The organism is Gracilibacillus saliphilus (genome assembly GCF_010994085.1).
Classification (GTDB): domain Bacteria; phylum Bacillota; class Bacilli; order Bacillales; family Amphibacillaceae; genus Gracilibacillus; species Gracilibacillus lacisalsi.
In genome coordinates this window covers 1-23,852 of record NZ_WJEB01000009.1, presented here as the reverse complement: position 1 = coordinate 23,852, position 23,852 = coordinate 1, and the positions used below count along the sequence as shown (strand labels likewise).

Genomic DNA, 23,852 nt, shown 5'->3' with positions numbered 1-23,852 from the left:
GTGGTAAGTGGTGGGAGTAGTTCACTAGTCCGCCTGATATAGATAACCTTGTCGCACAAAATAGTCAGATAAATAGATGTAGCGGTATGTAGTATGAAATGGAACAAGAATGGATTTCGACGAAATATTAACCTCATACAAGTGTCATATCAGACCCGTTTCAATCTTGATTTATTGTGTGTTCATCACAGATTCACCGCCTGAAAAACTCCATTGATCAAAGCCTCTCTTCATATACAGAAACTATACTTCGAAAAACAATACCGTAGTATATGTATAATTCCCTCCAAAAAGGAAAGGATGAAAAATAAAAATGGAAAAGTGAGGGAATGTTAGTGATTTGTCCGAATTGTCGCAGCAAGAATATCGGAATTATCGGTCCTGAGCAATATTATTGCTGGGATTGCTTCATTGAATTATCTGTCCAAAATGATATGCTGCATTTGCATGAAGTAGAAATGGATGGATCGTTAAGCTCATTAGATGATTTATTTTCTGATGAGGAAAGACGTGTAGAAAGGTAATGAAGTCCAATCAAGCCAAAATCCGTCTCGTTCTGCAACTGATTATTCTTTGCTTAGCAGTTCTGTTTCTCTATTTAATGTACATCCTGTTTCCTTTCTATAAGCACGTGCTTATTGTCATTTTACAGGTGTTGGCACCATTTTTAATCGCAGGATTAATCGCATATCTATTACATCCAGTTGTCGAAAAACTTCATCATTTTCGTATTCCAAGGCCATTGGCTATTATTTTCATATATATCCTTTTTTTCGCACTTACTGGGTATGGTATTTATATATCCTTTCCAATGTGGATGAAGCAACTACAGGAAATGCAACAGAATATTCCACAATATGTAGATGCTTATCGCACATTTATCTATGATATTTATGATCAAACATCATTTCTCTCAGAGGGATTTCATGATCATTTAGACCAACTCTTTGAAAATATTGAAACAACATTAGGGGAACAGTTTACCAACCTATTGAAAAATATCCCTTTGTTGTTTGATATTTTTGTCATGGTAGCAGTGATCCCCATTTTAGCTTTTTACTTTCTAAAAGATTATCAGAAATTACAGAGAAGCATACTAAGAATGATCCCGCAAAAATATCAAGCTTTCGCGAAAAAATTGGCTCATGAAATGGAAGAAAGTCTTGGTCAGTATATTCGCGGCCAAATATTAGTCTGTTTTCTCGTAGGCTTAGTGAGTTACTTTCTGTTAAGATGGGTTGGGATGAATTATGCAGTTGTGTTGGCAACAATTATCGGTTTTACCAATTTCATTCCTTATTTTGGACCGATCATAGGAGCTATCCCTGCTGTGTTAATTGCCTTTACCATGTCAACGAAAATGGTGTTATATGTATTGTTGGTCGTGCTAGCAGTCCAAATAACAGAAGGTAATCTACTTTCACCATTTATTGTAGGGAAAAGTATTCACATACACCCTGTGTATTTAATTTTGGCATTATTTATTGCAGCAAAGACCGCAGGAGTGGTTGGGATGATTTTTGCAGTTCCATTCCTAGCTGTTGCTAGAGTAGCAGTGCCTTTAATGGTTAGACAAGTGAAAGCAATTGACAGATAGCCTAAAGTTATCTATAATATGCTAGCGAAGTTAAATAAATCAAAAACGATGAAAAACCTGAGTACTGGATTATCGTTTCAAAGAGAGGAATTTCCGTGGCTGAAAGAAATTCTAAATGCTCTGATTCAGGAAGCTAGTTTGAAGTGCAGCGAAATACTGCCGGTTCCATCACCGTTACAGATGTTAAGGTGACAGTCACGTTGACTGTAATTAGGGTGGTACCGCGGATATAACTCTCGTCCCTGCTGATTAAGGCAGAGATGGGAGTTTTTTTATTGAAAATTAAGCAAATAAACGGAGGCGATTAATCATGAAGCATTTAACATCTGCTCAAGTGCGACAAATGTTTTTAGACTTTTTTAAAGAAAAAGGTCATGGTATTGAACCTAGTGCATCATTAGTACCAAAAGATGATCCGACATTATTGTGGATCAACAGTGGTGTGGCAACTTTAAAAAAATATTTTGATGGTCGAGTAGTACCAGAAAATCCTCGTATTGCCAATGCACAAAAATCAATTCGTACGAATGACATTACCAACGTAGGTTATACAGCAAGACACCATACTTTCTTTGAAATGTTAGGTAACTTCTCGATTGGTGACTATTTCAAGGAAGAAGCAATCGATTTTGCCTGGGAATTTTTAACCGGTGACAAATGGATTGGCTTTGATCCGGAGAAACTATCGGTTACCGTACACCCGGAAGATGAAGAAGCATATGTGCTATGGCGTGATAAAATCGGCTTACCCGAAGAACGCATTATTCGACTAGAAGAAAACTTCTGGGATATTGGGGAAGGTCCTAGTGGGCCAAATACCGAAATTTTCTATGACCGTGGCGAAGGATATGGTAATGATCCAAATGATCCGGAACTGTATCCAGGTGGTGAAAATGAACGTTATTTAGAGATCTGGAACCTAGTGTTTTCACAGTTTAATCATAATCCGGATGACACATATACACCATTACCGAAGAAAAATATTGATACCGGGATGGGACTTGAGCGTCTAGTTAGTGTGATTCAAGATACGAAAACAAATTTCGAAACAGACTTATTTTTACCGATTATAAAAGAAACAGAAAAGTTCGCTAATACTACTTATCAAGCAAAAGAAGAAACAGATGTGGCATTTAAAGTGATTGCTGACCATATTCGTACTGTAACATTTGCGGTGAGTGATGGCGCATTACCTTCAAATGAAGGTCGTGGCTATGTATTGCGTCGTCTCCTGCGTCGTGCTGTGCGCTATGCTAAACAAATTGGAATAGAGAAGCCGTTTATGTATCAGCTTGTTCCGACGGTAGGAGCAATTATGGAAGCTTTCTATCCAGAAGTGAAGAATAAAACAGACTTTATTCAAAATGTGATGAAAACAGAGGAAGAACGTTTCCATGAAACATTACAGGAAGGCTTACAAATCTTAAACACGATCATTGAACAAGAGAAGGCGAAAGGAAATAAAGTATTCCCTGGTGAGGAAGTCTTCCGCCTTTATGACACGTATGGATTTCCAAAAGAGTTAACAGAAGAGTATGCAGGTGAAGCAGGATTTACGCTTGACGTGGCAGGATTTGAACAAGAAATGGCCAAGCAACGTGACAGAGCACGTAATGCTCGCCAAAAAGTCGATTCCATGCAAATTCAGGATGGCGTATTAAATGAAATCAACGCAGAAAGCTCTTTTGTAGGTTATGAATACTTACAAGCAGAAACAACGGTATTGGAAATGGTCGCTGGTAAAGATCGAGTAGAATCTGTAACAGCAGGAAGTGAAGCATATGTTATCTTAGCTGAAACACCTTTTTATGCTGAAAGTGGTGGTCAGATGGCGGATAAAGGTACGATCTCCTTTGACGGTGGACATGCAGAAGTACAAGATGTACAGAAAGCTCCTAACGGACAAAACCTTCATCGTATATTGATTCAGGAAGGTACGCTAACAAAAGGACAGGCTGTAAAAGCACAGGTTGACAAAACCTCCCGTCAGTACATTATTAAAAATCACACAGCAACACACCTCTTGCATCAAGCATTAAAAGATGTATTAGGCGAACACGTTAATCAAGCCGGTTCATTAGTAGCGAGTGAGCGTCTGCGTTTTGACTTCTCTCATTTTGGTGCGGTAACAGAGCAAGAAATTACCGAGATTGAACAGAGAGTCAACGAGAAAATTTGGGCTTCTATTCCGGTATCGATTAGTAATAAAGGAATTCAAGAAGCTAAGGAAATGGGTGCTATGGCCTTATTTGGCGAAAAATACGGCGATATTGTACGTGTAGTCCAAATCGGTGATTATAGTCTTGAGTTATGCGGTGGTTGTCATGTTCAGAACTCTGCCGAAATTGGTTTATTTAAGATTGTTTCGGAAGCAGGAATTGGCGCAGGTACCCGAAGAATCGAAGCAGTAACAGCTAAAAGTGCTTATCAATATGTGAATGGTAAACATCAATTGTTACAAACTGCTGCAAATCAACTGAAGACAAAAGAAGATCAAGTACCTGAACGTATAGAACATCTATTTAATGACATGAAAGAACAAAATCGTCAAATTGAATCATTACGAGCCAAGCTTTCCCAATTAGAGGCTTCATCGATCCTAGATGATGTTCATGAAGTAAATGGAGTAAACGTGTTAGCGAAAAAAGTGGATGTTTCTGATATGAATCAATTGCGTCAAATGGTAGATGAAATGAAACAAAAATTAGAATCAGGTATTATTTTGCTTGCTGCAGTCAATAATGACAAGGTACAGTTAGCATCAGGAGTTACTAAGGATTTAGTAGCGAAAGGGTATCATGCTGGAAATTTAATTAAAGAGACTGCCAAGATTTGTGGCGGAGGCGGTGGCGGCCGTCCAGATATGGCACAAGCTGGTGGTAAAGATGCGACTAAATTATCAGAAGCTCTTGCTTATGTAGAAAAATATGCGCAAGAGGTATAATAATTTTGGTAATTTTTATTAATAAAAGGTATAATAGATAGATACAAATCGTTGTAATATTATTTGGGGGTGCTTCCATGGATGGAATGGACAAGACAATGAAATTTGATTTTTCTGAAGAGCCCATTGAGCAGAATGTGGAAGAAGTGTTGTTGTTAGTGCATAATGCGCTCGAGGAAAAAGGATATCATCCAATCAATCAAATTGTTGGATATTTATTATCAGGTGACCCGGCTTATATTCCACGACATAAGGATGCACGAAATTTAATAAGGAGAATTGAGCGCGATGAAATCATTGAAGAATTAGTCAAGTATTACATTAGCGCCAATAACAAGAAATGACAAAAGTATTAGGACTAGATGTAGGATCAAAAACGATCGGTGTGGCGATCAGTGATGCATTAGGGTGGACTGCCCAAGGTTTAACAACGATTCATTGGCAGGAACCAGATTATAAATCGGTAGAAGATACGTTTAAACAATTGATCGATGAACATACTATAGAAAAAGTCGTCATTGGCTTACCAAAAAATATGGATGGTTCAATCGGCTTTAGAGGTGAAGCATCGCAAGATTTTGCGAAGTTTATAGAAGATACCTTTTCGAAAGAGGTTATTCTTTGGGATGAACGACTCACAACAATGGCTGCAGAGAAGGTTTTATTAGAAGCGGATATGAGTCGTTCGAAACGCAAGAAAGTAATTGATAAGATGGCAGCCGTCATGATTTTGCAAGGTTACTTGGATAGTCAAACATGAAGGAGGATTACAAATGGCACTAGAAGAAAAAGAACGTATCATCATTCCTGATGAAAACGGCGAAGAACATTTATTTGAAGTTCTGTTTACATTTGATGTCGATCAGACACAAGAATCTTACGTAGCAGTAGTACCAGCTGAACAGAAAGAAGACGAAGAAGTAGAAGTATTCGCATTCCGTTACGAAGAGAAAGAAAACGACGATGATCTCGCTCTGTATCACATTGAATCTGACGATGAATGGGACATGGTCGAAGAAGTATTAAACACAGTAGCAGAAAACGATCTAACAGAATAAAAAGAACAAAACTGACTGGGGTTGCCAGTCAGTTTTTTATTGTTGGGAATTTATAAATCTTGGGGAAGTGGATAACATGTAGGCAATTTGTCTAGACGCGCTCACGTGATTTCTTTATCTCCGTTAATTCTGAAGTCACTACGTTTTAAGCGGGCGCTCTGCGCATTGAATTCAACTGGTTACAAAGGAATGCTATTTCGCAATAAACAATTGCAATAATGATAAAAAGGCGAACTTTTTAAAAGAGGTAAGTTAATATATTTAGCATACATCTAACTATGATAAACTAACTTCTTACGCGGAAAACTGTTCATTTGCATGGACAGATTTCCCTGTTAAATAACCTTTACACGGAAATCATACAGTTTAATTTAACTGTTTTCCTCGTGAAACGGAGCGTTTCTCAGTTGATTCTAAAGTTTAACGGGTGCACTAAGCCTTTTCTCGTTTGGACAGAAGTATAAAATTCGTGCATCAACCAGATAACCTCCACTCCCGCTGTCCACTTTCCTTTCTGTGGGTTTTGCCCCTTCAGCTAACTTTTATCGAGTCAAAACCATTTGACAAAGTGAACCTTAAGGTCAGATCCAATGTAGTGATATTTTATTTATTACTCCCTTTTTCCCTTATGTTTCCCTTTTGCAAAATTTGTAGTATAATATATCGGGTGAAAGGGGAGACCTATATGAGTAATGATAAAAGTAAAGAAAAAGAAGAGAAAAACAACAAGTCTAAAAAGAAACTTACATAAAAAGAAATTTCTCAAGAACGGGCGAAAGAAGCTAGTGTTGCACGAAAAATTATCTTAATTGTATTTATCGTGTTAACAGCGATTATCATAATTGGTGGCTTTAGCGGTTATAAGTACGTAAAAAAAGGTTTATCACCAGTTGATCCGGACAGTGATGAAACGGTCAATGTTACGATACCATTAGGATCATCAAGCTCAGATATTGCTAATATATTGGAAGATGAAGGCATTATCGCCAATAGTTTGATCTATCGTTTTTACGTTAAATTTAATAATGCAGCTGATTTTCAAGCAGGGGATTACAGTTTGTCACCTTCTATGACGTTAGCAGAAGTGACAGAAGTGCTGGGAACAGGATCGCTTCAACAAGAAGCACAATTACGTGTTACAGTACCGGAAGGTAGAAATATTGAAGAAATTGCATCCATCTATCAGGAACATGCAGGTATCGACAGTGAAGAATTTTTAGAAAAAATGACGGATCAGTCGTATATCGAAGGTTTGATCGAACAATATCCAAATGTATTAACCGAAGAGATCTTAGCAGAAGATATTGTTTATCCGTTAGAAGGATATTTATTCCCGGCAACATATGAATTCTATACGGATGAACCAACTATCGATGATATCATTACCCAAATGCTCAATAAAACCAATGACGTTGTTGTTGCATACTATGACCAGATAGATGCATCAGATCTCTCCATCCATGAAGTGATTACTTTCTCATCTTTAGTAGAGGAAGAAGCACCATCAGAAGAAGATCGAAGAGAAATTGCGGGTGTGTTTAATAATCGATTGAACGAAGGTATGAAATTACAAACAGACCCAACTGTTATCTATGCCCATGGAGAGCATATTTCAAGATTAACGTATGATCATTATGAAATAGATTCACCATATAATACCTATCAAGTACAAGGATTACCAGTTGGTCCAATTGCTAACTTCGGGGAAAGCTCTTTATCTGCAGTGCTTGATCCTGAAGAAAATAACTACTTATACTTCTTAGCAGATTCAGATGGAAACGTACATTATTCTACTACGTATGAAGAACATCAAAACTTGGAAGATGAGTATATTCATAACGAGGAATAGCAAAAGCAGGGGGAAACTGCCCCTGCTTTTTACCTTGTTTTAGAAGGGAATGACAAAGAATGAACCATACAGATGTAATCAAATATCTGGATACAATAACGCCAAACCAAGCTGATTGGGTTTACCAATTAGAGGAAGAAGCGCTGCAAAATCATGTACCAATAATGGATAAACAAGGTATTGCTTTAATCCAACAATTGATTCGTCTCCATCAGCCAACCAAAATACTTGAAATTGGCACTGCAATCGGGTACTCTGCTTTAAGAATGTTAGAAGCAAAATCTGATGCCCAAATAGTCTCGATCGAAAGAAACCAGGAAATGTATGATCGGGCGATAAAAAATATACAGGTTCAGAATCAAGAGGAACATATTGATGTTATTTTTGGGGATGCTTTAGAGGTAGATGAAAAAGTTGCAGCAAAAGGACCATTTCAAATGATTTTTATCGATGCAGCAAAAGGGCAATATCGCCACTTTTTCGAAACATATGGACAAACACTTGCTGATCAAGGCATGATTGTGACTGATAACGTCCTTTTTAAAGGATGGGTCGTAACTCCTGAAGAAGCGCCGAAAAGGTTACAAAAGCTTGCAAATAAAATCGATCAGTATAATCAATGGTTATTGCAGCATCCGGCTTATCATACTACTATTTTGCCGGTTGGAGACGGTGTGGCAATCAGTGTGAAAAAGTAAAAGTAGAGGTGCACAACATGAGTAAGAAAAAACCAGTTATAATCGGAGTTGCAGGTGGATCGGGATCAGGGAAAACCTCTGTAACAAAAGCCATTCAAAATCGTTTTACAGACCAATCTGTCCTTGTGATTGAGCAAGATTATTATTATAAGGATCAGTCGGATATTCCGATGGAAGAAAGACTGCAAACAAACTATGATCATCCATTAGCTTTTGATAATAATCTCTTAATTGAACATATTAAGAAGTTATTAGATCATCAGCCAGTAGAAAAGCCGGTATATGATTACACGATCCATACTAGATCTGACGATGTGATTCCAATTGAACCAAAAGATGTTATTATTATTGAAGGGATATTAATTCTCGATGATCCAAAGTTGATGGAATTAATGGATATAAAAGTTTTTGTTGATACAGATGCAGATTTACGTATTATTCGTCGGTTATTACGGGATATTAATGAACGAGGAAGATCGATTGACTCTGTGATTAATCAATATATCCAAACCGTACGTCCTGCACATTTACAATTTATTGAACCTACTAAACGATATGCAGATGTCATTATTCCTGAAGGTGGACAAAACGTGGTTGCTATAGATTTATTAGCAACAAAAATTGAAAAGATATTAGAGCTTGAATAAAATCTATGCACGGCTGGGCGCTTTGCGATTTTTCTTAAAATACTATAAATAAAACTATTGAAAAAAATGAAAAAATTTGAGATAGTAGTGGTTAGTAAATAAAGCATTTACATAATGATAAATGCTGTAAAAGAGTGTTCTTTTTTAAGCAGATATCATAAAATGTAAAGGGTATTTGCATAAACTGATTCAAAGCAGTAGATTGAAGGAGTGTAGGATCATGCCAGAAGAAAAAGAGTTTTACATGACAGAAGATGGTTTGAAAAAATTAGAAGAAGAATTGGAATATTTAAAAACAGAACGAAGACAAGAAGTTGTAGAGCGCATCAAAATTGCCAGAGATTTCGGTGATTTATCCGAGAACTCAGAGTATGATGCAGCTAAGGATGAACAAGCTTTCGTTGAATCTCGAATTGTACAAGTAGAAAATATGATTCGAAATGCAGTTATTATTAAGGATGAAGATGCAAACCCTGATGTCGTATCATTAGGTAGAACCATTACATTTCAAGAATTGCCTGATGGTGAAGAAGAAAGCTACACTATCGTTGGTAGTGCAGAAGCAGATCCTTTTGAAGGAAAAATTTCCAATGATTCTCCTATCGCCAAAAGTTTATTAGGTCACTCCATTGGAGAAGAAGTGGTGGTACCTACCCCAGCTGGTGATATGAACGTAAAAATAATTAGTGTACAGTAAGTTAGTAATAAAAATGGATGTCTGTTAAAAATAGACATCCATTTTTCATTAATGAATAATATAGTGATATGAAGCTAGTTTCTCGCTCCTAGGTTAACACGCATTAAATGTTAGAAGAAATTAATAACGGTTTAAGTTCTTTTTCAATGAAATTTTCTTTGTTCTTAGCGAGTATAAATTGAAAGACAAGCTCTTCCGTAACAGAACAGAATTGCAGCGTGGTGTCATCGAGAAAATGAATAAATAAGACCTGGTTCTCTTTATCATAGCTAATTGATTCAAAGGTAGTTAGTTGCCATAAATTGCGATCAAACGTAGTCGTTCTCAACATAGCACACGCTCCTTACTTTTTCTTTCATTTATTATATTCCATATCTATGGACAAACTCCTGCAAGTATGACAAAAAAAGAAAAAAATCGATCGATTTTCCTAAAAATAGAGCTTGTCATGGTGAAAGAAAATAATTTTTAGTATAATTACGATTGGGAGGGTGGAAAAATGGCGGATGAATTTGGAAGAATTACAAGAAAAGATAGGTTTGAGAAAAAAAGAACAAACACAAAAGCTATTACATGGTTAAGTATTGTCGGTGGAGTCTTAGTTATTGTGATCATTTCACTTATTGTTTTTGGTGGAGGTGATCAAGACGCGCCAGTAGCGAATGATGATGAAGATAATAATGATACAGAAGAGATCCAAGGTGAGGATCCAGATGAACATACATTAGCAGAAGACCAGGATGAATTGGGAGTGGAAGAGGGAGAATTGGAAGTAGAAGAGAGTGAAACAGAAGAAGAGGAAGAGGAACAAAATAACGAAAGTGTTCAGCTTAATGAAGTAGAATCAGATGATGAAAATGTTAGTTATGCATATGAAGGAAATTGGGAGCCAATTGGTACGGAACAAGAAGAGCCTCATACGACAACATTTGAGAAAGAAACGGTTGACTGGCAGGAAATGATGAAAGCTGTGGAAGTAGCTACAAGTATTCCGACAGATGAACAGGTTACCTGGTGGTTTGGTCGAGCTGGAGATCAGAGAGTAGAAGCAACTGTTTCACCTAGATCAAATCAGTCTGAAACGTACCGTGTGACAATGCAATGGGTGGAAGAACAAGGATGGCAACCACTCTTAGTGGAAGAACTAATTGAAAGTAAGCACAACGACAACTCGAATGATAATGAAGATGAAACAGATTAAGAAACAACAAGTACAGAGTAGGAGGACGAAACATGATTGGTATCATTGGCGCAATGGATGAAGAAGTAGAACTACTTAAGGAGAAAATGGAGATAACAGGTACAGAGAGAATTGCCAATAGTGATTTCTTTGTCGGTAAATTAGAAGGAAAAGACGTAGTATTATTAAAATCAGGTATCGGCAAAGTGAATGCTGCGATTGCTACGACTATTTTATTTGAAAGATATCAGCCTGACTATGTGATTAACACTGGATCAGCAGGCGGATTTCATCATGATCTAGAAGTAGGGGATATTGTTATATCTACGGAGGTAGTACATCATGATGTAGATGTAACTGCATTTGATTATAAGTATGGCCAAGTACCGGGCTTACCTGCATTATTTCAAGCAAATCCAATATTAATCGAAAAAGCTATGCTCGCCGCTAAACAATTAGATGGAATAGAAGCAATGAAAGGTTTGATCAGTACGGGAGATGCATTTATGCAAGACGAAAAGAAAGTTCAATTCGTTCGTGAAAAATTCCCAGAAATGATTGCAGCAGAAATGGAAGCAGCAGCGATTGCACAGGTTTGCTACCAGTACTCCAGACCATTTGTTATTATTCGAGCACTATCAGATATAGCGGGAAAAAATTCTTCGGTATCATTTGATTCCTTCCTCGAAAAGGCAGCGACAAATGCAGCGAAGATAATTATCGATGTTGTGAAAAATACGAATAAGAAATAGCTGTCGAAACTTCGACAGCTATTTCAGTTCATTGCGGTAATACTCATGAAACACTTTCATCAAAGCTCTCTTTTCAATACGAGATACATAACTGCGCGAGATATTTAACTTTTTGGCAATTTCTCTTTGTGTTAATTCATCTGTCTTTCCTAATCCAAAACGGTCAATTATCACTTCTTTTTCCCGTTTATCTAACACTCGTAAGTATTTTTGAATCTTTTTTAATTCCATATGCAATTGAATCGCTTCGGTAATATCTTCGTTCTCCGCTTCTAAAATATCAATCAGACTGATTTCATTTCCTTCTTTGTCCTGACCAATCGGATCTTGTAATGATACATCTTTTTTTGTCTTTTTCATTGCTCTTAAATGCATGAGAATTTCGTTTTCGATACATCTTGCGGCATATGTGGCTAATTTAGTCCCTTTGCCACTGGAATAGCTCTCTATGCCTTTTATAAGGCCAATGGTGCCAATCGAAATTAAATCTTCAGCATCTTCTCCGGTATTTTCAAACTTCTTAACAATATGTGCTACTAATCTTAAGTTGTGTTCAATTAGTTTGTTGCGAGCATTTTCATCGCCTTCCTGCATTTTTTTAATCATTTCCGCTTCTTCATCTGCAGGCAGTGGTTGTGGAAAGGTATTGTTTTTTACATAGGCAACGAAAAATAAAGCTTCTTTAATAATCGCCAAAATCCCGAACAATATTGACAATATGACACCTCCTAGACAGACAGTAGGTATTCGCCCATATTTCATCTTATGCCGAACGTTTGTCCATTGTGTCATATGGTCAAGTTATATTTTCGTTGTTTTTTATAACGGAGTGCTTTTTTGTCATCACAAAATCCACATAAAAAGCCTTGTGATCCTCAACGGATTACAAGGCTAAAAATATATTATTCATCTTTAAAAGAATCTGCATAAGCGTCTCTTGTATTGCCATCATGCGACCAAGGTTTTACACCAGTTGCATGTGCTGCACGCCCGATCATATGAGCAGAAACAGGAGCTGTAAGCAAAATGAAAATAATTCCTAATATTAATTTCCCACTTACCATCCCGTGCTCGACATATAGAAAGATAAACGCACCGATCATTATACCGGAAATCCCCAACGTTGCCGCCTTAGTGGAGGCGTGCAGACGGGTGTATACATCCGGGAAGCGAATGACACCAATAGAGGCCGATAACACGAAAAATGTTCCGATCACAAGAAATAAGATGATAATGATTTGCATGATGAATTCAATCGTTGTCCCTGTCAATGATAACACCCTTTTCTAAATATTTTGCTAACGCAATCGTTCCGATGAATAATAAAACGCCAATTAATAAGATAACATCGTTTAAACGTGTAGTGACAAGCATAATTGCAACCAGACCTGCCATCCCCATCAAGTTAATTCCAATTGCATCCAATGCGACAGCTCTGTCTGGATTAGTAGGCCCCTTGACCACACGATATAAAAGTAAGGAAATCGATATGGTGATGACAATCATACAAACGATTGTAATCATATAGATGATATCATTCATCTTGTCACCTCCATAATCGCTTTTTCAAATGTTGTTTTAATAGCTTCAATTGCTGTTTCGTTATCATCTATATCCATTGCATGAATATAAATGGTATCATTATTCTTTGAAACAGCTACTGAAAGTGTTCCTGGAGTGAGCGAGATTAATGAGGTTAACATCGTAATTTCCCAGTTGCTTTTTAAATCAGTAGGTAAAGCAAAAATACCAGGCTTATAATCCTTTTGTGGCTTGTATACCCACTTTACTATGTCAATATTAGATATCAATAGCTCTTTTATAAATAGGAACACCAGTTTAATCATTTTCCAGACGCGCTCCAAGTAAAACGCATCTGGAATAAACCTTCTTAACATAAATAACAGTAATGCCCCAATTATATACCCAGTCAGGAATGATACAAATGTATATGTCTCACCCAAAAACATCCACATGATCGCGATAACTAAATTTAAGATTATTTGAAGAGGCATAATGATTTACTCCTTTAAAATAGATTCAATATAGTTTTCTGGATTCATCAAGTAGTCCCCGATTGATTCGATACTTGGGTAGAACCATTCTGCACCAACTCCGAGTAATATCGAGAAAAAGAGCAGAAATGCTATAGGCATGATAAATCCTCTTGCTGCGTTTCTATTAGGGGTAATCGATTCGTCTTTCTCTCCCCAAAAACCACGAACAAATATCCGAATTACAGATAGCAAGATCAGTAGGCTTGATCCAAGACCTATGATTGCAATGACAATTCTGTCAGCTTCCATTGCACCTTGTAATAAAACAAGTTTTCCGACAAATCCGCTAAATGGTGGGATTCCTGCTAGTACAAAGGCGGAAATAAAGAACATCCAGCCAAGCAGTGGATAATGATGGATTAATCCCCGAATTTTTCTTAGGTCACTGGTGCCAGCAAGGTATGCTACGGCCCCAACTAATAAAAATAACGCTGCTTTGATGATCATATCATGTACTAAATAATATACAGTCCCACTAAATCCGGTACTGTTATACACTCCGATACCGACGAGCATAAAACCGACAGCAGGAATGATGTTATAGGCAACAACAAGCTTAATATTGTTGGTTGATAATGCACCTATCGAACCGAAAATCAAGGTGAGGGCTGCAATCCAAATAAAGAATTCGTGTGTTACATCACGCTCATGTACAAATATTAAGGAAAATACACGTAAAAGCGAATAAATCCCGACTTTAGTCAATAGGGCACCAAAAAGGGCAGAAATTACCGGATTCGGTGCAATATAGGGTCTTGGTAACCAATAATAAAGCGGGAAGAGAGCGGCCTTTGTACCAAATACAAAGAATAATAAGATACCGATCGTAGTCAGAATACCAGTCTGTTCAACTTCTCCAACACGCTCTGCTATTTGCGCCATATTTACTGTTCCGACAACGGAATATAAGAATGCGATCGTTGTAACAAACAACATCGATGAAAATAGATTAATCAACACATATTTCATCGATTCCCGTAACTGTACTTTTTCCCCACCTAAAACAATCAATCCATAAGAAGCCATTAATAACACTTCAAAGAACACGAATAGGTTAAACAAGTCACCTGTAATAAACGCACCAGATACACCGGAAATCAAAAGGAAGTAAAACGTGTAGAAATAAAATTCTTCCTGTTTTTGACTAAGTGATTTAGGTGCATAGAAGATACATGCTATTGCGACAATATTAGTAGTTAATACTAGAGTCATGGATAACATATCTGCAACTAAAACAATTCCAAATGGTGCCATCCAGTCCCCAGATTCTAATATAACAGATCCGTTTTGATGAACATAAAATAAAATATACGCAACCACACCTGTATTGATCAATGTCAGTACTTGAGCATATACACGCACTATTTTCAACTTTTTATGAAACAGTGCGGCAAGTACACCAGCAATCAACGGTATGACAATTGGTAAAGCTGCTAAGTTACTAATCATTTTCGTTACCCCTCAATTTTTCCATATTGTCTGTTCCATTCTCTTTAGACGCTCTATACGCAAGTACTAATAAAAGACTTGTTACACCGAAACTGATAACAATGGAAGTCAGAATCAGTGCCTGTGGTAATGGATCTGCATAATGTTCGATATCGTAATCGAGGATAGGGGGAGCACCTGTTTTTAATTCCCCCATCGTTAATATAAATAGGTGTGCACCATGTGAAATCAGTGCGGTTCCGATAATAATTCGAAGCATTTGTTTCTGTAACAAGTTATAAACACCTGTTGTGAACAATACGCCTGCAAGAATCGACATGATTATTTCCATTTATTCTGCCTCCTTCTTGTTGCGTAATTTAATTAATCCGTAAATAGCAAAAGCAGCAATTCCTAATACGACAATTTCAAATAAGGTATCAATACCACGCATATCTACTAAAATAACGTTGACGACATTATTACCGCCCCCAAGCTTATACGCCGTTTCAAGAAAATAGTCTGAAATCTTATCAAAAAGCTTCGTACTGTGAGCAGATATTGCTACTACTGTCATCAAGGAGCCAAAAGCAACTGAAATGACGATGTTAATTAACTTTTGAGATACCTGTTCCGTACGCTCACGTAGATTAGGTAAGTGATAGAAACATAACAGGAATAAAGCAACGGTAATGGTTTCTACTACTAATTGTGTTAACGCAAGGTCTGGCGCTCGGTATACCACAAATAATAAGGCTAAACCGTATCCGACAACACCTAATATTAGAATCGCTGCAATTTTGTTCCTTGTAAAGATCGTACAAATAGCAGCTACAGCCATTGTTAAAGCAATTAATATTTCATGTACTGTAATTTCAGCAAGTCCAGTTGTATCGAAAGCAAATCCATCTGTAATCCATAGCACACCGAAACTACACACTAAAATAGCAACTAAAATCAGTGCCATATAAAGACGCAGTGAACCTGTCATATACAGATTGGTAATTTTAGCAGATGCTTTCTCTGACTGATCTACTAAAAAGTCATAGACTTTGTTGAAGCTTAATTTGCCAGGGAAGAAGTTGTAAATGCTATTCCAAGATTTTCTTGTGAAAGCAAGTACGGCACCAACACCTACTACAATTAATGACATGTAAAGTGGAGTTATCCAACCATGCCAGAATTCAACATGCTTTGCTTCCATTGGCTGACCATAAATCGCTTCTGTGGTATGAGCAAGGAAAGAGCTATTCACCAGATTAGGGAAGATTCCAATGATAACAACTCCTAATACTAAAATAATTGGTGAAATAAGCATACCAATCGGTGCTTCATGTGGCTTCATCTTAAGCTGATCTAACTTCTTCTCACCCATAAATGTTCCAAAAACAAGATACATGGAATAAACAAATGTAAAAATACTGCCGAATACAGCTAAATACGGAATCGCTTGAGCTAACACATTGGCAAAAGCGATTGATGATTCATGTATCTCTAATGATGCATCGAAAAACATTTCCTTACTATAAAACCCATTTAGGAATGGTAATGGCACACCTGCCATTGAGAATGTCCCAAAAAACGCTAAGGTGGCAGAAATAGGCATCAAAGTAGCTAAACCGCCTAAACGTCGTATGTCACGTGTTCCTGTTTCATGATCGACAATACCTGCAATCATAAATAAGCTACCTTTAAATGTAGCGTGGTTTAGAATATGGAATACAGCAGCAAATATCGCTACACTTGTGCCGAACCCTAGCATCGACATAATCATACCCAACTGACTGATCGTAGAAAAAGCAAGTATTCCCTTTAGATCTGTTTGTCGAACAGCCATATATGAACCCCAGACAAGCGTCAGGATTCCGATTCCACTGACAAATACGAAAAACCAATCACTACCTGAAAAGATTGGTGTAAATCGAGCTACAAGGAATATCCCCGCCTTAACCATTGTGGCAGAGTGTAAATACGCACTTACTGGAGTAGGTGCTTCCATTGCATCTGGTAACCAAATGTGAAAAGGAAATTGAGCAGACTTTGTAAAAGCCCCTAATAAAATTAGCGCTAAAATCAAGCCAAAATATTCACTAGATAGAATTACATCTGCTTGTTCCATCATTGCTTGAATACTTGTTGTTTCGGTTATAATAGATAATAGGATAAAACCACCAAGCATACTTAAACCACCAAAAACAGTAATAAGCATGGATTTCAAGGCACCATATCGAGATCCTTCTCTATAATTCCAATAACCAATTAACAGGAATGATGAAATCGAGGTAAGTTCCCAAAATGAATAGAGAACAAATACGTTATCTGATAGGACAACCCCAAACATGGCAGTCATAAAAAGCAGGAGATAAACGTAAAATTGATCCAATCTTTCTGATTTGTGCAAATAAAAAATGGAATAAAATGTGACTAATGTTCCAATCCCACTAATCAATAAGACAAACAATAAACTTAACCCATCCAAATAAAAATCTAATCCAATATTGAGAGACGGGATCCAGTTGTACGATTGACTAACTGGTGAAAAGTCATTCCCTACGTGTGGAACGAAATAAATAAATACTGCTAATGGAGCTAAAAGGACAAAGTAGCCAGTATGAATTTTTTCCTTCCATTTGCTAAAGAATGGGATAAAAATCGCCAGCAAAACTGGCAAAAATACTGCAAATAACATCTAATGATGATCCCCCTTATGTAAATTTATCTCGGCGCTAACTGTCCGTAATCCGACAACTCAAGTAAGTATGTCAATGAAAATAAGTGAAGAATAACGGACACTAACCTTCCTGAAAAGTGTCGCTAACCATCAGTGGAGTGCAAAAATCCGTAGATGGAAGTAGCACTTTATCAATGTGTAAGTTAATTTTGATGGTATCCTATTATATTCTAATCTAAAAATATCAAAGAATACAAGAGAGGAGTTCTTATCATCGGTGTTGATAAAGTAATTTTGACGAGAAATTACCTATTTATATTATGCCAAAAAAATTTTTTTCTACTAAGGAGCTTGAGAAATAAAAAAACACTTAGTCGGAAATACCGCCTAAGTGAGAATCCATTCTTATTTAATTCGGGAATTTGAGATAGTCCATTAAGGAACGTCGTCTCATCTCTTCTTCCATTAACTGTATAAATTCATAACTGAGTCTTAGTTCTGTAGCTTTTTTATAGGATTCAATTAGCAATTCATCCGATAAGTTTTCCAAGGCTTGTCCCTCCAATAGATAGGATGTCTGCTACATGTTATAGTTAATGTAGCATGAAATAGGAAAACGAACAACTGTTAACTTATCTACATAGACCTGTTTATAACTTGTGCATAAAAAGTGGGAAACTATCTTAGAACTTGGTAGGACAAGTGTGGATGATGTGAACAAAGTTATCCACAAGAAAAACTATTGTAAGAAAATGTCGAACGATTTTACGAATACAGCCCAATTTTCCTATAAATATAAGACATTTTGTCATAATATATGATATACTTTCGACTTTGTAGGAGATATCTTTGAACATAATGAGAAAATTGTTTATGATAGGAAAAGATATGTATATTCTGAAAAAAATAGTAGAGGTGGACCTAATTGCTGAAAAAATTTTTACCTAACGAACATGTGCAACGTGTTTTAGATATAACCCCAGCGAAACTTCGTGATATGGGAATTAAAGGTGTGATCACTGACTTAGATAATACATTAGTTGGATGGAATGTGAAAGATGCAACACCTGAAGTAATTGAGTGGTTTAAAGAGATGAAAGATAACGATATTAAAGTAACGATTATTTCCAATAATGATGAAGAGCGAGTCAGTGTATTCTCAGAGCCGTTAGAAGCCCCATATGTATATAGTGCGAGAAAACCGCTCGTGCGTGCATTTAATCGGACGGCTAAACAAATGGGATTACCTAAAGAAGAAATTGTCGTAATCGGAGATCAGCTTTTGACCGATGTTCTAGGAGGAAATTTTGCAGGGTATCACACGATATTAGTAGTACCGATTGTCGAGACAGACGGAAAGATAACTAGATTTAACCGAATGATTGAACGTCGAATATTAAACTGGATGCGTAGAAAAGGCATGATCACGTGGGAGGAAAAATGATGGAGGAGATTTTTTGTGAAGGCTGTGGAGCCGAAATTCAAACGGAAGATAAATCGAAATCAGGCTATGTGCCAAAAAGTGCGTTAGAAAATGAACAGATTATTTGTCAGCGTTGTTTCCGTTTGAAGCATTATAATGAAGTGCAAGATGTGGAATATACCGATGATGATTATTTAAGAATGATTAATCAAATTAGTGATACCAATAGTTTAGTTGTTAAGATTGTTGATATTTTCGATTTTAATGGCAGTTTTATTACAGGATTACAGCGTTTGACCGGAAATAATCCAATCATACTTATTGGAAACAAGGTAGACTTATTACCAAAATCGACAAATAAAAACAAATTGATTCAATGGATGAAGAAAACTGCCAGCGATTATGGTTTGAAAGTACAGGATATCTTTCTAGTGTCAGCGGCAAAAGGTCAAGGCTTTGATAAGTTAGAAGAAGAAATCGAAGCGAGAAGAAACGAAAAAGATGTCTATGTGGTCGGTTGTACGAATGTTGGTAAGTCTACTTTTATTAACCAATTAATTAAACGATCTAGTGGGATAAAAGATGCGATCACTACTTCCTATTTTCCGGGGACTACGTTAGGGTTTATTCAAATACCATTGGATAGAAAATCTAACATGTACGATACACCTGGTGTAGTCAATCGCAAACAACTTGTCCACTATGTTACAGATAAAGATTTAAAAGTGATTACACCTAAGAAGGAAATTAAGCCAAAAATATATCAGCTACAAGACAAGCAGACGCTCTTTTTCGGTGGTTTTGCTCGCTTTGATTTTGAAAAAGGACTTAAACAATCCTTTGTTTGTTATTTCTCGAATCAACTGATGGTTCACCGCACGAAACTAGAACATGCAGATGATTTTTATGATAAGCATGTCGGGGATTTATTAGAACCACCTAGTCCAAAGACACTTGAACAGCTGCCGCCTTTAGAGAAACAAAGCGTAAAAATCCCAAAAGAGAAAACAGATATCGTCATACCAGGTCTTGGTTGGATTACTGTACCTGATGGAGGTATAACCGTTTCGGTTCATGTACCGAAAGGGGTACAGATCTCATTACGTCCTGCTTTAATTTAGTAGTAAAACATATTAGGTGTCTGCGATAAAGAGGGAAGGGGAGAAGTCATGTTATATAAACTTGGATTGATCGGCCATCCAATTGCTCATTCACTATCACCATGGATTCATCAACAATTTTTGGATTTAGCTGAATTAGATGGGGAATATAAATTATATGAAGGAGATCATGAAGCACTGCCGGCGGTATTAAAGCACCTAAAAGAAATCGGAATCGATGGCTTTAATGTGACCGTTCCATATAAACAAGTCATAGTAAATTATTTGGATGAAATTGATAAAGATGCTGAAATTCTCCGTGCCGTAAATACGGTCGTTAATATCGATGGAAAGTGGAAAGGCTACAGTACAGATGGAGAAGGATATGTTCGCTCACTAAAGGAGCAGTATCCTAACCTTTTAAATCATGAGACAACTGTGTTATTATTAGGTGCTGGTGGAGCGGCACGTGGTATTTATCGGGCATTAATGGGACAGGGTGTTGACACGATTGATATTGCCAATCGTTCTCAAGATAAAGCGAAAGACCTACTGCCATTACGCCTTGGTGATGTGAACTCTAACGTACTAAGCTATCAAGAAGCAGAGGAACAGCTTGCGAATTATAATTTAATTGTTCAGACAACCTCTGTCGGAATGAAACCGAATGTAGAAGATCAAGTCATTCAACTTGATCATATAAATAAAGATGCGGTGGTAAGTGATATCGTCTACCAACCGATCACAACACAATTGTTACATGATGCAAGTAAGCGCGGTGCCAATATTCACCATGGGCACGCGATGCTGTTATATCAAGGGCAATTAGCATTTGAAAAATGGACAGGAAAAAATCTTGATGTCGCATATTTAATTGATAAACTGGAAAATAAATTAAGAGGTGAATAATGTGAAATTAACCGGAAAACAAAAGCGCTTTTTACGCGCGGAAGCACACCATTTGAACCCAATCTTTCAGGTGGGAAAAGATGGTGTTAATGACAACATGATTAAACAAATTAGCGAAGCTTTGGAAAAACGTGAATTAATTAAAGTCTCCGTTCTGCAAAATTGTATGGAAGATAAAGACGATGTAGCAGAAGCGATTGCAGAAGGTACTGCAGCTTATATTGTACAGATCATTGGAAATACGATTGTGTTATATAAAGAATCAGAAGAAAATAAGAAGATAACGTTACCGTAAAAGAAGGTGGGAAGCTTGAAACGAATAGGGTTGTTTGGAGGTACGTTTGATCCACCTCATTATGGGCATTTGCTAATGGCAGAGCAGGTCTATCAGCAATTAGCGCTTGATGAGGTCTGGTTCATTCCGTCCTATCAACCGCCACATAAAGAAGAGGCTAAAACAACAGCCAAAGACCGCGTCGACATGACGAAAGCTGCTACTCAAGGCCACCCTGCTTTCCGTGTTCAAACGTTGGAAGTGGAACGGGAAGGTAAATCATATACATTAAATACAATTCAAACATTGAAAGAACAATTTCCTGCTTATCAATTTTATTTTATTATTGGTGGCGATATGGTCGAATATTTACCAAAGTGGCACCGGATCGAAGAATTGGTGGAGTTAGTTACTTTTGTAGGTGTGAATCGCCCAGGATCAACAACGAATTCGCCATATCCTGTAGAAAAGGTTGAAATGCCGTTAATGGACATTTCTTCAACCATGATTCGTAAGCGCCTCAGGGAAGGACAATCGATCCGATATTTAACGACACCAGAAGTAATCGCAATTATTAATAAATATGATTTATATTCATAAAATGTATTAATCCTTTTTCTAACAAAAAGGGAGAGTGTAGAAAATTGCAAAGAAAAGAAGCACTAAAAATAGTAGAAAAACAACTAACGAAAAAACGGTACGAGCACACTGTACGTGTAATGGAGACGGCATTGGAACTGGCTAATCATTATGATGTCGACTTAAAAAAGGTAGAGCTTGCAGCTATTTTTCATGATTATGCCAAATATCGTCATCCAGAGGAAATGAAACGATGGATTATCGAAGAAAGATTACCTCAAGATCTTTTGGATTATCACCAAGAATTGTGGCACGGTCCTGTTGGATCCAAGATGATTGAACGGGAAGTTGGTATTTGTGATCCTGAAATACAAAGTGCGATTTATTGGCATACTACAGGTAAACGATATATGTCACGTATGGATCAAGTGATATTTATTGCAGACTATATTGAACCGGGGCGGGATTTTCCAGGAGTGGATGAGGTTCGAAACATCGTCCTTGATGATATTGATCAAGCATGTTGGATGGCAGCACGAAACACGATTAGCTTTTTGATGAGTAAAAACCAACCGATTTATCCAGATACATTTCAATTATATAATGAAAAAATAGGGAGGAACATGAATGGAAAGTAAACAATTAGTCGATTTAGTAGCAAAAGGTTGTGATGACAAGCGCGCAGAGGATATTGTCTTATTAGACATGCAGAATGTTTCCTTAATTGCTGATTATTTTCTAATCTGTGAGGGAACTAATGAGCGTCAAGTCCAAGCAATCGCACGTGAAGTAAAAGATATTGCAGATGAACAAAATATTGATGTGAAGCGGATGGAAGGATTCGAGCAAGCAAGATGGATACTAGTCGACTTGGGAGACCTTGTTTGTCACGTATTTCACCGTGATGAACGCCAATATTATAACATAGAAAAACTTTGGGGAGATGCTCCTCAGCTAGAAGTGAAATTTTAAAATGGCATATTCCAAATTAGCATATATTTATGATGTATTGATGGATGATGCCCCATATGATCAATGGCAATCATTTGTCGAACATTTTTGTAAGCAAGGTAAGATGCTAGATCTTGGCTGTGGGACCGGGAGATTAAGTCATCAATTTGCGTATTCCGGTTTTTCCGTTACAGGTGTTGACTATTCAGAGGATATGCTTGCTTTTGCCCAGGCCAATACATCTGGCGTCCAATATATTCAACAAGATATTCGTCTATTACAAGGATTAACTAAATTTGACATCGTCGTGAGCCTCTGTGATGTGATTAACTATATTACTACTAGAGCGGACTTGGAAAAAGTGTTTACAAATGTTAGGGAAAGTCTCGTAAACGACGGATTATTTATATTTGATGTCCACAGTTTAAACCATTTTAATGAGAATATGGTCGGACAAACATTTGCTGAGATTTATGATGATATTTCATATGTTTGGTTTTGTGAACAAGGTAGAGAGACTGGAAGTGTCGAACACGATCTTACCTTTTTTCTGTTGAATGAAGAGACTGGTCAATACGAACGCTTCGATGAACAACATTATCAACGAACGTTTACCGTTGAAACGTACAAAGAACTACTTGAAAAATCGGGTTTTCAATCTGTCACGGTTCATGGAGATTTTTCAATCGAAGAAGTAGAAGAACCCGAAGAGAATCAACGCCTCTTTTTTGTATGTAAGAAGAGATAAGCCACATGTGGTTTATCTCTTTTTATATGGAAAGTATAAAATCAGCGCAATGACCGTGTAAACGAAGTAGTTATTTTTAAATGTTTGACGTATATAGGCAACGCTCTGACTAATTACTACGCTTTCCGCGGCCACGGCCTCAACTAACTTTGCAAAGAAAAACACGGTGCAAATTGGATTTTCGGTTCGTGCTATTCCAGCAGGAGTTTCCGTAATCGACTCTGAGAAGGTGCAACAACTCTTGTCATAAGTAATAGGTTGACAATTTTTATAATGAACAAAATAAAAAT

30 protein-coding genes and 1 other annotated feature are annotated in these 23,852 nt (G+C 37.1%); of the genes, 20 read left to right on the top strand and 10 right to left on the bottom strand.

Going from position 1 to position 23,852, the window contains the following annotated elements; translation table 11 throughout:
* Positions 1-329 precede the first annotated feature (329 nt).
* From GHT08_RS10025 to greA, 10 genes are all read left to right on the top strand, one after another.
* On the top strand, positions 330-524 hold the full coding sequence (locus tag GHT08_RS10025; protein ID WP_018931499.1) for a hypothetical protein: 195 nt from the start codon (positions 330-332) through the stop codon (positions 522-524).
* Positions 524-1,597 (top strand): AI-2E family transporter, encoded by a 1,074-nt coding sequence (locus tag GHT08_RS10020; protein WP_163581270.1) that lies wholly within the window; start codon positions 524-526, stop codon positions 1,595-1,597. Before GHT08_RS10025 ends, GHT08_RS10020 begins: the two co-directional genes overlap by 1 nt.
* A gap of 39 nt (positions 1,598-1,636) precedes the next feature.
* Positions 1,637-1,844: a binding site (T-box leader), on the top strand.
* A gap of 63 nt (positions 1,845-1,907) precedes the next feature.
* Positions 1,908-4,541: an alanine--tRNA ligase gene (gene alaS, locus GHT08_RS10015; protein WP_163581269.1), complete on the top strand. Its 2,634-nt coding sequence runs from the start codon at positions 1,908-1,910 to the stop codon at positions 4,539-4,541.
* Between the two features lie 77 nt (positions 4,542-4,618).
* The gene (locus tag GHT08_RS10010) at positions 4,619-4,885 is read left to right on the top strand and encodes an IreB family regulatory phosphoprotein (RefSeq protein WP_018931502.1); all 267 of its coding nucleotides are present in this window, start codon (positions 4,619-4,621) and stop codon (positions 4,883-4,885) included.
* Entirely contained in the window at positions 4,882-5,301 is a 420-nt protein-coding gene (gene ruvX, locus GHT08_RS10005; protein ID WP_163581268.1) for a Holliday junction resolvase RuvX, read from the top strand. The genes GHT08_RS10010 and ruvX overlap by 4 nt, the downstream gene beginning before the upstream one ends.
* A gap of 13 nt (positions 5,302-5,314) precedes the next feature.
* Entirely contained in the window at positions 5,315-5,599 is a 285-nt protein-coding gene (locus GHT08_RS10000) for a DUF1292 domain-containing protein (RefSeq protein ID WP_018931504.1), read from the top strand.
* A gap of 757 nt (positions 5,600-6,356) precedes the next feature.
* Complete coding sequence (mltG, locus tag GHT08_RS09995) at positions 6,357-7,448, top strand: endolytic transglycosylase MltG (RefSeq protein WP_163581272.1); 1,092 nt, start codon at positions 6,357-6,359, stop codon at positions 7,446-7,448.
* Between the two features lie 59 nt (positions 7,449-7,507).
* Positions 7,508-8,146 carry an O-methyltransferase gene (locus GHT08_RS09990; protein ID WP_163581267.1) on the top strand — a complete coding sequence of 213 codons (639 nt, stop codon included), beginning with the start codon at positions 7,508-7,510 and terminating at the stop codon, positions 8,144-8,146.
* A gap of 17 nt (positions 8,147-8,163) precedes the next feature.
* Entirely contained in the window at positions 8,164-8,793 is a 630-nt protein-coding gene (gene udk / locus GHT08_RS09985; protein WP_163581266.1) for a uridine kinase, read from the top strand.
* 220 nt (positions 8,794-9,013) lie between these two features.
* Positions 9,014-9,490: a transcription elongation factor GreA gene (greA, locus tag GHT08_RS09980; protein ID WP_018931508.1), complete on the top strand. Its 477-nt coding sequence runs from the start codon at positions 9,014-9,016 to the stop codon at positions 9,488-9,490.
* Positions 9,491-9,593: 103 nt separating this feature from the next.
* On the opposite strand, the gene GHT08_RS09975 is transcribed toward greA, so the two are convergent.
* Positions 9,594-9,821, bottom strand: coding sequence for a KTSC domain-containing protein (locus GHT08_RS09975; RefSeq protein ID WP_163581265.1), 228 nt, complete (start codon positions 9,819-9,821; stop codon positions 9,594-9,596).
* A gap of 168 nt (positions 9,822-9,989) precedes the next feature.
* On the opposite strand from GHT08_RS09975, the gene GHT08_RS09970 reads away from it, so the two are divergent.
* Together GHT08_RS09970 and mtnN are read left to right on the top strand one after the other, a co-directional pair.
* Entirely contained in the window at positions 9,990-10,691 is a 702-nt protein-coding gene (locus GHT08_RS09970) for a YrrS family protein (RefSeq protein ID WP_163581264.1), read from the top strand.
* A 32-nt stretch (positions 10,692-10,723) separates the two neighbouring features.
* Positions 10,724-11,422, top strand: coding sequence for a 5'-methylthioadenosine/S-adenosylhomocysteine nucleosidase (mtnN, locus tag GHT08_RS09965; protein WP_163581263.1), 699 nt, complete (start codon positions 10,724-10,726; stop codon positions 11,420-11,422).
* A gap of 18 nt (positions 11,423-11,440) precedes the next feature.
* On the opposite strand, the gene sigK is transcribed toward mtnN, so the two are convergent.
* From sigK to sda, 8 genes are all read right to left on the bottom strand, one after another.
* Positions 11,441-12,139 carry an RNA polymerase sporulation sigma factor SigK gene (gene sigK / locus GHT08_RS09960; protein ID WP_018931512.1) on the bottom strand — a complete coding sequence of 233 codons (699 nt, stop codon included), beginning with the start codon at positions 12,137-12,139 and terminating at the stop codon, positions 11,441-11,443.
* A 185-nt stretch (positions 12,140-12,324) separates the two neighbouring features.
* Entirely contained in the window at positions 12,325-12,693 is a 369-nt protein-coding gene (gene mnhG / locus GHT08_RS09955; protein WP_163581262.1) for a monovalent cation/H(+) antiporter subunit G, read from the bottom strand.
* Positions 12,674-12,964 (bottom strand): Na(+)/H(+) antiporter subunit F1, encoded by a 291-nt coding sequence (locus GHT08_RS09950; protein WP_163581261.1) that lies wholly within the window; start codon positions 12,962-12,964, stop codon positions 12,674-12,676. The genes mnhG and GHT08_RS09950 overlap by 20 nt, the downstream gene beginning before the upstream one ends.
* Positions 12,961-13,437: a Na+/H+ antiporter subunit E gene (locus GHT08_RS09945; RefSeq protein WP_163581260.1), complete on the bottom strand. Its 477-nt coding sequence runs from the start codon at positions 13,435-13,437 to the stop codon at positions 12,961-12,963. The genes GHT08_RS09950 and GHT08_RS09945 overlap by 4 nt, the downstream gene beginning before the upstream one ends.
* Before the next feature lie 6 nt (positions 13,438-13,443).
* On the bottom strand, positions 13,444-14,925 hold the full coding sequence (locus GHT08_RS09940; RefSeq protein WP_163581271.1) for a Na+/H+ antiporter subunit D: 1,482 nt from the start codon (positions 14,923-14,925) through the stop codon (positions 13,444-13,446).
* Complete coding sequence (locus tag GHT08_RS09935) at positions 14,921-15,259, bottom strand: Na(+)/H(+) antiporter subunit C (RefSeq protein ID WP_163581259.1); 339 nt, start codon at positions 15,257-15,259, stop codon at positions 14,921-14,923. Before GHT08_RS09935 ends, GHT08_RS09940 begins: the two co-directional genes overlap by 5 nt.
* Complete coding sequence (locus GHT08_RS09930) at positions 15,260-17,596, bottom strand: Na+/H+ antiporter subunit A (RefSeq protein WP_163581258.1); 2,337 nt, start codon at positions 17,594-17,596, stop codon at positions 15,260-15,262.
* Between the two features lie 391 nt (positions 17,597-17,987).
* Complete coding sequence (gene sda, locus GHT08_RS09925) at positions 17,988-18,128, bottom strand: sporulation histidine kinase inhibitor Sda (protein WP_018931519.1); 141 nt, start codon at positions 18,126-18,128, stop codon at positions 17,988-17,990.
* A gap of 375 nt (positions 18,129-18,503) precedes the next feature.
* On the opposite strand from sda, the gene GHT08_RS09920 reads away from it, so the two are divergent.
* Genes GHT08_RS09920 through GHT08_RS09885 form a run of 8 tightly spaced genes read left to right on the top strand, consistent with a single transcriptional unit; the run spans position 18,504 to position 23,562 of the window.
* On the top strand, positions 18,504-19,022 hold the full coding sequence (locus GHT08_RS09920; RefSeq protein ID WP_163581257.1) for a YqeG family HAD IIIA-type phosphatase: 519 nt from the start codon (positions 18,504-18,506) through the stop codon (positions 19,020-19,022).
* On the top strand, positions 19,022-20,122 hold the full coding sequence (gene yqeH / locus GHT08_RS09915; protein ID WP_163581256.1) for a ribosome biogenesis GTPase YqeH: 1,101 nt from the start codon (positions 19,022-19,024) through the stop codon (positions 20,120-20,122). The genes GHT08_RS09920 and yqeH overlap by 1 nt, the downstream gene beginning before the upstream one ends.
* A gap of 48 nt (positions 20,123-20,170) precedes the next feature.
* Positions 20,171-21,010, top strand: a complete 840-nt coding sequence (aroE, locus tag GHT08_RS09910; RefSeq protein WP_163581255.1) for a shikimate dehydrogenase — start codon at positions 20,171-20,173, stop codon at positions 21,008-21,010.
* 1 nt (position 21,011) lies between these two features.
* A complete protein-coding gene (gene yhbY, locus GHT08_RS09905) occupies positions 21,012-21,305 on the top strand; it encodes a ribosome assembly RNA-binding protein YhbY (RefSeq protein WP_163581254.1) in 294 nt (97 codons plus the stop codon).
* A gap of 15 nt (positions 21,306-21,320) precedes the next feature.
* On the top strand, positions 21,321-21,884 hold the full coding sequence (locus GHT08_RS09900; RefSeq protein WP_163581253.1) for a nicotinate-nucleotide adenylyltransferase: 564 nt from the start codon (positions 21,321-21,323) through the stop codon (positions 21,882-21,884).
* A gap of 44 nt (positions 21,885-21,928) precedes the next feature.
* Entirely contained in the window at positions 21,929-22,501 is a 573-nt protein-coding gene (gene yqeK, locus GHT08_RS09895) for a bis(5'-nucleosyl)-tetraphosphatase (symmetrical) YqeK (protein WP_163581252.1), read from the top strand.
* On the top strand, positions 22,491-22,835 hold the full coding sequence (rsfS, locus tag GHT08_RS09890; protein ID WP_163581251.1) for a ribosome silencing factor: 345 nt from the start codon (positions 22,491-22,493) through the stop codon (positions 22,833-22,835). Before yqeK ends, rsfS begins: the two co-directional genes overlap by 11 nt.
* Before the next feature lies 1 nt (position 22,836).
* Positions 22,837-23,562, top strand: coding sequence for a class I SAM-dependent DNA methyltransferase (locus GHT08_RS09885; protein ID WP_163581250.1), 726 nt, complete (start codon positions 22,837-22,839; stop codon positions 23,560-23,562).
* A 12-nt stretch (positions 23,563-23,574) separates the two neighbouring features.
* Here GHT08_RS09885 and GHT08_RS22170 read toward each other — a convergent pair.
* Positions 23,575-23,852: hypothetical protein (locus tag GHT08_RS22170; RefSeq protein ID WP_238343542.1), on the bottom strand; the 278-nt coding region annotated here is incomplete at its 5' end.